Origin of the sequence: Psychrobacter sp. AOP7-A1-24 (genome assembly GCF_052376235.1) — a bacterium.
Lineage (GTDB): Bacteria > Pseudomonadota > Gammaproteobacteria > Pseudomonadales > Moraxellaceae > Psychrobacter.
In genome coordinates, this window is sequence record NZ_JBQSVM010000062.1 from 1 (window position 1) to 8795 (window position 8795).

Here is an 8795-nt window from a genome sequence, read left to right on the forward strand (position 1 = left end):
CATAACTGGCTTTCTTTTTCGGTTTGATAATTGGCTAATGCCTTTCTAGCTTGCCTATCTTTAAAGGGCATATTAAAGCGGATAATATTACCCTCGCTATCTTTATCTACACTATCGGCTATAGGGTCTAGCAGCGTTCGGCATCGTTGCCAGTAAGCCTGCAATCTTGGGTCTTGCTCTGGTTTAGCGTCTAGCCGTTCATCAGTGTTATAAACTATTTGACCGTTCATATTGTCAGGAAAGGCGAACAAAAAGCGCGGTAACAATCCTTGACCATTCATAGCCTCATCATTTAACGCTGGTGCTATTACTGGTGGCTGTCCTTGCAAGTCTAAAGTAAATCTAACCCCATTCATGCTGTTTTGCTCTATGCTGTCGTAGCGAGGCGATAGCAGCCTATCAAATGATCCATCACTCCATATATCGCATAGCTGGCTTATGTTACTTTTAGCCGTGTCACTGGTTAAGCTATGACCGCTTAGGAATAATGCAGCCTCAGCCGTTGACCATGCTATATCTCTAGTATTACCGATCAGCATATTATCTAAAAAGCCTTGGATAGTGCCAGACTTAACCAAAAGTATCGTTTGCTTAGGCTTGGGGTTTTCAAGTAACCATAGCTCTAAATCTTTCTTAGGTGTGCTGGCCTTTTGGGCTAACCATTCATCTCTAAGCGTTCGGTATTCTTTGCGTTTTTCGTTTTGATAAGTGAATAGCTCTTTATGAGTAAGGCCTACCGTTCTACTTTTACCGCTGCCACTGTCGCCCTCAGTAAGTAAAAATAGCGATACTGGCATAAACTTATCACCTAAAGCATAAGGGGCGTTTATGTATTGCTGAATAATAGTACCTAAAGCCCCTAGCATGCATTGCCCTGCCATTGCTGGCTGTACTTGCGCGTGATAGGTGATAGCCGTTAAAGCATCTCTTAGTATTTCCCCCTCGTTTCCCCATGCCTCTACTGGGTAGGGGGCTGCTTTACTGGATTGGTCTGCAATATCGCCTAATTGCCCCCATGCCTCAGCTATTAAGTCTATGATAATCGTGTCAGGCTCGCTCAAAACATCATTAAGCGTCTGGTGATTATCAAACGATAGCAGCAAGTCAAAAGTAGTAATAATAGCTTTGACGTTTACCCCTAGCAGTGGCTTTGTGATCTCATCTTTTTTATCTATGGTAGCAGTAACGATAACTTGCTTAACCTCAGCAAAATGCTTGACCATATTATTAAAATGAAAGGGGTTAATACTAACTAATATAGTAACGTTTAGCCCTTGGCTGCCTAGCTGCCTGTATAGCTCTATACCCTCAGTAAGGCTCTTTACTGCATACCATTCACTATCTAAGCTAAGATTGCCAATAACAAAAGCGCATGGCTGGTTTGGGTCTGTTACCTCTATAGGCTTATCACTGTTAGGCGTGTAAATGCCTATATTGGCTGGCTGGTGCATATTATCGCTTAATATCAAGGCCACCTTGCCAGCGGTGTCGATAATGTCGCTTTTTCTATCGCCATTATAAATAGTAAAGCTATCACCAAACTGTCTTAGCTTATCGCCTTGTCCTAGTGCTATCAGGCTGTTTGTTATGTCGTCATTTGCTATAATGTTAGCTGTAGTTTGTTTTGTACTGCCTAGTAAATCATAAAGCCCCTTGTCATCAGCTTGGGGCTTTGTCTTGTCTGTACTACTCATAATCGCCCCCTTGCTGCTCATTAGTGATCTTGCTTTGCTCTACTGTGCAAGCCAGCGGTGACAGTAATAAGCCAATGACAATCACCCATGCCATAAACTTGATAAATCTAAGTAATAGGCTGATAGGGCTTGTTTTTAGCGTGCCAGCGGCCTTGTGTGAGGCTTTTAGACTGATCTTGTTATCTTTGCTCATGTCTTAAGTCCTCCACGTTAAAGGCTATTTCTGCTATTTTTACAGATAGATTTTTTAGTGACTCCACTTGTCGGCTGCCTGTAGGTAGTAAGCTGCCTAGTATCTTGGTTTCTAGCTCTGCAAGCTCTGTCATAGTATTAATAATGGTTACATTAGCGTGTAAGGTAATAATGAGCTGATCTATAAAATCTTCGTTTATCATCAAAAAGCCCTGTTCTTTGAGCCTGCTCATTACTTCGTTGACCAGTTCGTCATTACTCATAATTGCACCCCATTAGCTAGATTATCGGTATCAATCCAATAGACGTTCCAATGCTTGCCGTCTTTACTTACTCGCTTGCGCTGTATGGTTAAGCCTGTATTTTCTAACTGGTTAATGCGAGTGGGTAGCGTGGCGATTTTATAAAGCTCGATAGCTTGCCAGCGTGTGATTGATTGGCCAGTCAAAAGGTGATCTTTAATGATTTGGTTTTGGCTGCGTTTTGACTTATCCATGATTAAGCCCCCTCATTAGTAGCGTTTATATAGTCCACAATATCGCTACCTTTAAAGTAGTAAACGCCATTGATAGATAACGGCTTTGTTATCGTGCCAGCTTTGATCCAGCGTCTAATGGTTTCAGGGTGTTTTTGGAATACATCGGCTATCTGCTTAACCTGATATAGCTCTTTTGGGTTCGCTAATAGGTAAGCTAGGTTCAGCTTATTGGTGGGTGCTGCGTGGGTAGTGTTAGGCATTGCCTTAACTCCTATTCAGTTGATGAAAGTTGTTAAGGCTTATTGTGCGGTGTGGGGTGTTGTTAAAAATTAAAGTTAATTAATTAAAGTTAAAGTTAAGATTTTTTCAGCGGTTGTTTATAGAGAATATCCGTATATTCTTGAATAGACGCACTAATTTTAGCTATGTTGGCTTTTAGACCATTTGTGTCTTCATCAGCTATCTTTAAGTCATCAATTGCAAACTGATAAATAGCTTTGCTGATTTGAGTAGCATTTGGTTTGTTGTCACCAATAGTATAAGCATTAGATTTGCTGGCAAGTAGTAAGGCTAAAATAGCTATTAACTTTTTATCTTGTGATCTGCTATTTAGCGGCTCATTATCATGGGTTCCTGTTTCTTGCTTAGTTTCTTTATTTTCGTTTGGTAAAGGCTCCTCACCAGTAATGAATTTAAATGCTGCTTGAAGTTTTTCATGATCCAGTCGTATAAGCTTCTTAAAACTATTATTATCTTTAGGAGAATTTTTTGTCTTCTCGTATTCAGATAGGCTAGTTTCTATCCTTTTAAAAACTCTTACAGACATATCGTTATTCATATCGACTAAATTTGCTGTAACTGAGTCACATATATAGACTGTATAGTTATATAGACGGGCTTCACTAAAGCTTAGGTTAAAGGGTTTAATGTATTCAAGTTTTTCTAAATCGTTAAGCTTTAAATAAAAGTTATTATTTACATCTTGATATTCTTCATAGCTTGGCGCGTCCTTAACTTCATAGTAAAGATCAAAGCTGTCTAAATATTCCATATAAATAAAATATCCATCTATACTTATCTGTTTAAAAAGTTCATCTATATTTTTATCAATTGCATCAACTTGCATGCCTTTGCAAACTCGATAATGCTTATCAGCTTCATAGGAATTTATATCTTTATCAAAACCATTGTAAAGCAGCCATGAAACAACGGTTTCAACTGGTTCTTTTAATTTAAACGCTAGATATAGAATGAAGTCATCTATATGAATATAGCTTTCTTCAAAGTCTCTTTTCGGCTTATCCATTAATCCCATAATCATGCCTTACTTGTAATTCATACCTTAATAAAAATAGGTGCAAGGCATGCCAGCCTAAGGCATGAAATGGCTGGCGTTCGGGTAATTAATCCTAGCCTTGCATGGTCATTGTAGCGGTGTTTAGTCGCTAAATAAGGTTATGCTGTTAATCGTTTATCCATTCTTACTAGGCTTTGACCATACCCAGTGATCTTTAAGGTGATATTGTCATGCTTTTTAGATAGGCGTTGCACCTCTATAACTGCCAACTCATAAGGTAACGAGTTTCTTAATATTTTGCCGCTATCTGTCTTAAGATTGATAGGCTCATCATCACGCAAAATAGAATAAGTAGGCACATACATAAAGCCGTCATATTCTGCACCATCTGGCGGTAAACTATCCCAAAATGCGCGGTCATCTAATTGCTGGCGTGTTGGTTTGGCATCTAAAATCATCATGGCTTATGCTCCAATTTTGGGGTTAATAACTGCGCTATCATTGATTAAATGGGTCATGCTTTCATGGTCGTTCTGTATCATTGCAGACGTATTGCTTAAGCTGTCTATCATCATATTAATAGCGCCTTTTAACTGTGCTGTGTCATTGCTTTCACTTGCCAGCCTTGCCACTGCTATAGCGTTTTCTATGCGCTCGATTTGGTAAAGCATGTTTACGTGCAAGTCATCTAGACAAAAAGCGTTAATAGCAATTGCGCTTTCATGGTTAATATCATTCATTGTGTCGATCTCCTTTGGTGGGTTTTGTTGGTTAGGTTTTAGCCGTGGTTCTGTTTGGCTGCTTTCTTAAAATCAGCATGAATAACATTGTCAAACTTACCTGCTTTAATATCGTCTAGGTAGTTCGCCCATGCTGTCATCATATTAGCTTTTTGATGTAGTAAATCCATACGGCTATAAGCAGTGCCATAAGCGTTAAGCATGCGGTGGCCTAGTGCCAGTTCGGTTATCAGTTCGTCATAACCTAGTCGCTCCATTAGCATAGTTTTTGCGCTACTTCTAAAACCGTGTGGGCTGTGAATATCTTTATAGCCTAGTCCGTTATTCATTAAGTCACTGTTTAATACTTTATTCACTTCTTGCGTATGGTGATAAGGCGCTTTTTTGCGTCTAGGGTTATGAAATACATACTCGCTATCACCTGTAAGCGGCTTCATCTGCTCTAATATAGCAATGGCTTGCGGTGCTAGTGGTATAACGATACTGGCCACCATATCCCCTCTATTGCCAGACTTTTGCGGTTTAAACTCCCATTGTTTTTTAAGCCAGTTAATATCACTCCATTTCATAGTACAAGCATCACCAATGCGAACAAACGTAAGCGATAATAGCTGTAATATTCTTTTATTATAAAGCTGGCTTGCATCGTCTAGCTGGTCAATATCTCTTAGCAGTTCGGCAAATTCTTTTGGGTCTGTTAATGATGGGCGGTGTTGTGTTTTGGGGCTTTTAAGCGTTCCTTGTAGGTCGCTTGCTGGGTTGTACTCAATAATCATATGAGCCTTAGCTATTTGTAAAATGCTTTTAAGTATGATCTTAGCCCTTAACCCTTTGTTGAGATGCGTTTTTTGTATATCTTGAATAAACCTTATAACGATACTTGGCGTTATATCTGTTACTTTCATATGCCCTAGTTTTTGTTTGATGGGCTTAATTAGCAGCTGATTGTTATATATTGTTTTTGCGCTCAGGTTCTTACTATCCTGTAATGCTTGCCACTCATTAATGAAATGATTAAGTATGTTTTGACGATCGGTTATTTCTTGCCGTTTCTGTGTTTCTTTGTTCTCTAAAGGGTCTATATCTTTGGCTAGCAGTTGCATATTGTCATTGTGATATTGACGGGCATCGGCAAGGCTTAACGCTGGGTATTGTCCTAGCGTCATGTATGGGCGTTTGCCTGTAATGGGGTGAGTGTAACGGTGTCTAAAGTCGGCTGTAGCGTCTTGGCTGTCTTTATGCGGCCTAACTCTTAGCTCTAAGCCCTTATAGCCAGCAATAGGGTAAATAGTTGTCTTGCCAGCTTGAGTAGCTTCTCTTATGGCCTTTGGTATTTGTGAGTCTAGTTTTATCTCTTGCTTTGCCATTACCTTAACCCTTTTTGATAGCCATTCTGGTAGCCACTTTGGTAGCCATTTAGAATGTTTTATATTATAGAATAATGTTGTACGTTGTAGTACATGATATATCTATAAATGCTCAATATCAATAGAATAAAGGCTTTAACGGGTTTTTTTGTTATTCCTTAAGTTATGAAGTTGTATGATGTAAATTGAAAAAAGCCTCTTAACAGTGAGGCTTTTTTTTGTCCATTTTTCAAGGTCTGTAGCAGGTATTTCGAAATATTTTTTCTAATTCAGTTAAGTCTAGCCACTCAGTCAAAAAGCCCATTTTCGATGCGGTGCCCAAACCGTGCCCTGCCCTAAAGCCTCTAATATATCATTGATCATACTTTGGCTATGCCAGAGAATACAATAAATATGAAACTCCAATAGCTTCACCTAAATACAGTTTGAGTTTAGTGTGCTAATAAGTTGTGTTTGAAAGAAATACATTCAAGGTTTTGCATGGGCTGATAATTTTTTACCGTTGAACTTCTTCTATCACTGCACACTATCAATAAAAGCATCTTTCTTCATATAATCTGCTAGAGCTGTTGTAAACCTTTCAATGGCTTTCAACCTACTGGACTTAGGATAGCGATTCGTCACTTGATAACAAGTATATTCGGGTGCAACGACACTAAGCTCAGATATTTTAACAGGATGTATTCTTTCAAATACACGTGCAATCCAAACAGGAACGATAGCCCATTTTTCTTCAAGATCAAAAACAGTAAATAATAATGACACCGTATCAACGCTAGAGTATTCGTTTTGATTGTTTTCCCACCAAAAATTATGCCATACGTGATATTCAGGAATATTGGAAAATAGAATTTCATTTGCAATATTTAAATCATGCGGATGAACTGATTCAGCGTATTTCGACGATGTTGAAGAAATAACAACGCCTCTGGATTTGAATAAAGGCTTAGCTACTGCATTCGGGTATTTCAAAGGACTAAGAGTGAAGCCGATGTCAATATCATGACTTTCAATTAAGTCGTAAATGGTTCTACTCCAGTGAGAGCTTACATTCAAAATAATTGAATTATTGCTGGCATCTTTACTGTTGCTATCAATCAACTCCTTATATAATTTTGAAAAAACACACGTATTTAAACTATCAATACTAGCCACATTTAAACTCATTTTAGATTTTTGTAATGCCCATTGTTTAGTTTCATTCCATAATGCTTTCCAACGCCTAGCTATTTCGACGAACTCTTCACCTTTTTGCGTCAAGGTAACTAGCTTTTCACCACGTCCACGTATGAACAACTCACAGTCAAGACACTCCTCCAAAGAACGCAAACGATGACTCACTGCTGATTGAGAAATGAATAGATTATTACTCGCTACAGATAAATTCTTTGTCTCTATAATCATCAAAAAAGTTTCTATTTGCTCAATCTTCATTGGCTTACCTGAGTATCTAAATATTAATTAGTTAAATATATTAGCCCAATATAATTCATTATTATAATAATAATTGTAATGTTAGATTTAGTGGTGGCTAAATTTTATACCAACAGTCGCAATTTTATCCCTAAGACACTAAAAGGTTTTGCAGGTCAAAGCTTCACAATGGAAAACGACACATAGGAAGTGTAATTATGAGCAGGAAAAAGATGCAACTAAGTACCAAAGTTTTTATCGGATTTGCCTTAGGTATAGCCGCAGGCATCTTCTTTAAAGAACAAGCATTGATCGCAAAACCTATTGGAGACCTGTTCTTAAACCTAATCAAGATGATCGTTGTGCCACTCGTCGCTTTCTCGATAGCGAGCGGAATCTCCAATATGGGAGATATACAGAAGCTAAAGCGTGTGGGTAGTAAAACATTATTATTTTATGTCTTAACAACACTGTTATCAGGTGTCATTGGGCTGGCTGTTGCAAATTTATTAATGCCTGGACAAGGTTTTGAGATGAATCTCATCTCAACAGATCCAGTGGCAGTAAAAGAGATGGCTAGTGTCTCTGAAACCCTTCTAAGCATGGTACCGACTAACCCTCTTCAGGCACTCGCTGAGGGTAATTTGATGCAAATTATTATCTTCTCCTCCTTTTTTGGCATTGGAATGACATTGTTAGGCAAACAAAGCGAGCCATTTAAGAAGGTTGTTGATAGCGGAACGGAAATCATGCTGAAGGTTACCGGCATTGTTATGGCGTTCTCTCCTTATGGTGTTGCAGCACTAATCGCAGCTTCAGTTGGTGAGTATGGTTTGGAGATATTTGGACCGTTGGCTAAATTTATTCTAGCTGACTATGTAGGGATGATCTGCGTTGTTCTATTGTTATATATATTCCTACTAAAATTTGTAGCTAAGGTAAGTCTAAAAGAGTTTTTCAAACACATTCCTGCCGTTCGGGCTATCACGGCAAGTACCACAAGCAGTTCAGGCTCTCTGCCAGTCACGATGAAAGTAGCAGAAGAGAAATTTGGTGTGAAAAAAGAGCTAGCAGGTTTTTCTCTTCCTCTGGGCGCAACCATTAATATGAATGGCGCGGCCGTTTATTTCGCCGTTGGAACTATGTTTGTTGCGCAGATATACGGTATTGAGATGACACTTTTTGAGCAGTTCATGACCATCCTTATGGCAACGCTAATAGCGGTTGGCTCGCCAGGTATCCCAGGTGGTGGCATTGTGATGATGGTAATTTTGTTGGATTCGATTGGACTACCTGCTGACATTATCGGCTTAATTGCAGCAATTTACAGAATCATTGATATGGGACATACCACACTCAATGTCACAGGCGACATGGTTTCCACACTTTGTATCGCTAGAATAGAAAACCTATTTGAAGATAAAACTGAGTTAAACCAAGAAGTAAAATTAGCCAAAGCATAACTCTTTTACATTAAACAATAGAGCCAAAGATATTAAACAAAGCAGGCAATATAGTGTTGTGGTCTTATTGTCGGCTTTGCTTGCGCCCTTTTAAATTTTAGAAAAACCCAGGATAAAATAATGAGAGAAAATGTAGAGCAAGGACAGCTTT

General features: G+C 38.7%; 11 protein-coding genes. 1 reads left to right on the plus strand and 10 read right to left on the minus strand.

Annotated elements, in window-relative coordinates:
* The 10 genes from ACT3QQ_RS13010 to ACT3QQ_RS13055 all read right to left on the minus strand — a co-directional run.
* Positions 1–1694, minus strand: a 1694-nt coding sequence (locus tag ACT3QQ_RS13010) for a DUF3987 domain-containing protein (RefSeq protein WP_444528319.1), incomplete at its 3' end; no start/stop codon positions are given.
* Complete coding sequence (locus tag ACT3QQ_RS13015) at positions 1687–1887, minus strand: hypothetical protein (protein WP_444528320.1); 201 nt, start codon at positions 1885–1887, stop codon at positions 1687–1689. The genes ACT3QQ_RS13015 and ACT3QQ_RS13010, both read right to left, overlap by 8 nt.
* Complete coding sequence (locus tag ACT3QQ_RS13020) at positions 1874–2149, minus strand: hypothetical protein (protein WP_201601113.1); 276 nt, start codon at positions 2147–2149, stop codon at positions 1874–1876. The genes ACT3QQ_RS13015 and ACT3QQ_RS13020 overlap by 14 nt, the downstream gene beginning before the upstream one ends.
* A complete protein-coding gene (locus tag ACT3QQ_RS13025; protein ID WP_444528321.1) occupies positions 2146–2382 on the minus strand; it encodes a helix-turn-helix domain-containing protein in 237 nt (78 codons plus the stop codon). The genes ACT3QQ_RS13020 and ACT3QQ_RS13025 overlap by 4 nt, the downstream gene beginning before the upstream one ends.
* A gap of 2 nt (positions 2383–2384) precedes the next feature.
* Positions 2385–2624 carry a helix-turn-helix domain-containing protein gene (locus ACT3QQ_RS13030; RefSeq protein ID WP_444521339.1) on the minus strand — a complete coding sequence of 80 codons (240 nt, stop codon included), beginning with the start codon at positions 2622–2624 and terminating at the stop codon, positions 2385–2387.
* 95 nt (positions 2625–2719) lie between these two features.
* Positions 2720–3679 carry a hypothetical protein gene (locus ACT3QQ_RS13035; protein WP_444528322.1) on the minus strand — a complete coding sequence of 320 codons (960 nt, stop codon included), beginning with the start codon at positions 3677–3679 and terminating at the stop codon, positions 2720–2722.
* Between the two features lie 140 nt (positions 3680–3819).
* Entirely contained in the window at positions 3820–4122 is a 303-nt protein-coding gene (locus ACT3QQ_RS13040; protein WP_443538197.1) for a hypothetical protein, read from the minus strand.
* A 3-nt stretch (positions 4123–4125) separates the two neighbouring features.
* Positions 4126–4401 (minus strand): hypothetical protein, encoded by a 276-nt coding sequence (locus ACT3QQ_RS13045; protein ID WP_443538198.1) that lies wholly within the window; start codon positions 4399–4401, stop codon positions 4126–4128.
* Between the two features lie 38 nt (positions 4402–4439).
* On the minus strand, positions 4440–5768 hold the full coding sequence (locus tag ACT3QQ_RS13050) for a tyrosine-type recombinase/integrase (protein ID WP_444528323.1): 1329 nt from the start codon (positions 5766–5768) through the stop codon (positions 4440–4442).
* A 516-nt stretch (positions 5769–6284) separates the two neighbouring features.
* A complete protein-coding gene (locus ACT3QQ_RS13055; protein WP_444528324.1) occupies positions 6285–7202 on the minus strand; it encodes a LysR family transcriptional regulator in 918 nt (305 codons plus the stop codon).
* Positions 7203–7399: 197 nt separating this feature from the next.
* Between ACT3QQ_RS13055 and ACT3QQ_RS13060 the strand changes: the two genes are divergently transcribed.
* Positions 7400–8644 (plus strand): dicarboxylate/amino acid:cation symporter, encoded by a 1245-nt coding sequence (locus ACT3QQ_RS13060; protein ID WP_444528325.1) that lies wholly within the window; start codon positions 7400–7402, stop codon positions 8642–8644.
* Positions 8645–8795: the final 151 nt, after the last annotated feature.

Bases quoted from the DNA above. Each gene is read 5' to 3' on its own strand.
- ACT3QQ_RS13015 (WP_444528320.1), bottom strand. From the start codon at position 1,887: ATGAGCAAAGATAACAAGATCAGTCTAAAAGCCTCACACAAGGCCGCT.
- ACT3QQ_RS13020 (WP_201601113.1), bottom strand. From the start codon at position 2,149: ATGAGTAATGACGAACTGGTCAACGAAGTAATGAGCAGGCTCAAAGAA.
- ACT3QQ_RS13025 (WP_444528321.1), bottom strand. From the start codon at position 2,382: ATGGATAAGTCAAAACGCAGCCAAAACCAAATCATTAAAGATCACCTT.
- ACT3QQ_RS13030 (WP_444521339.1), bottom strand. From the start codon at position 2,624: ATGCCTAACACTACCCACGCAGCACCCACCAATAAGCTGAACCTAGCT.
- ACT3QQ_RS13035 (WP_444528322.1), bottom strand. From the start codon at position 3,679: ATGGGATTAATGGATAAGCCGAAAAGAGACTTTGAAGAAAGCTATATT.
- ACT3QQ_RS13040 (WP_443538197.1), bottom strand. From the start codon at position 4,122: ATGATGATTTTAGATGCCAAACCAACACGCCAGCAATTAGATGACCGC.
- ACT3QQ_RS13045 (WP_443538198.1), bottom strand. From the start codon at position 4,401: ATGAATGATATTAACCATGAAAGCGCAATTGCTATTAACGCTTTTTGT.
- ACT3QQ_RS13050 (WP_444528323.1), bottom strand. From the start codon at position 5,768: ATGGCAAAGCAAGAGATAAAACTAGACTCACAAATACCAAAGGCCATA.
- ACT3QQ_RS13055 (WP_444528324.1), bottom strand. From the start codon at position 7,202: ATGAAGATTGAGCAAATAGAAACTTTTTTGATGATTATAGAGACAAAG.
- ACT3QQ_RS13060 (WP_444528325.1), top strand. From the start codon at position 7,400: ATGAGCAGGAAAAAGATGCAACTAAGTACCAAAGTTTTTATCGGATTT.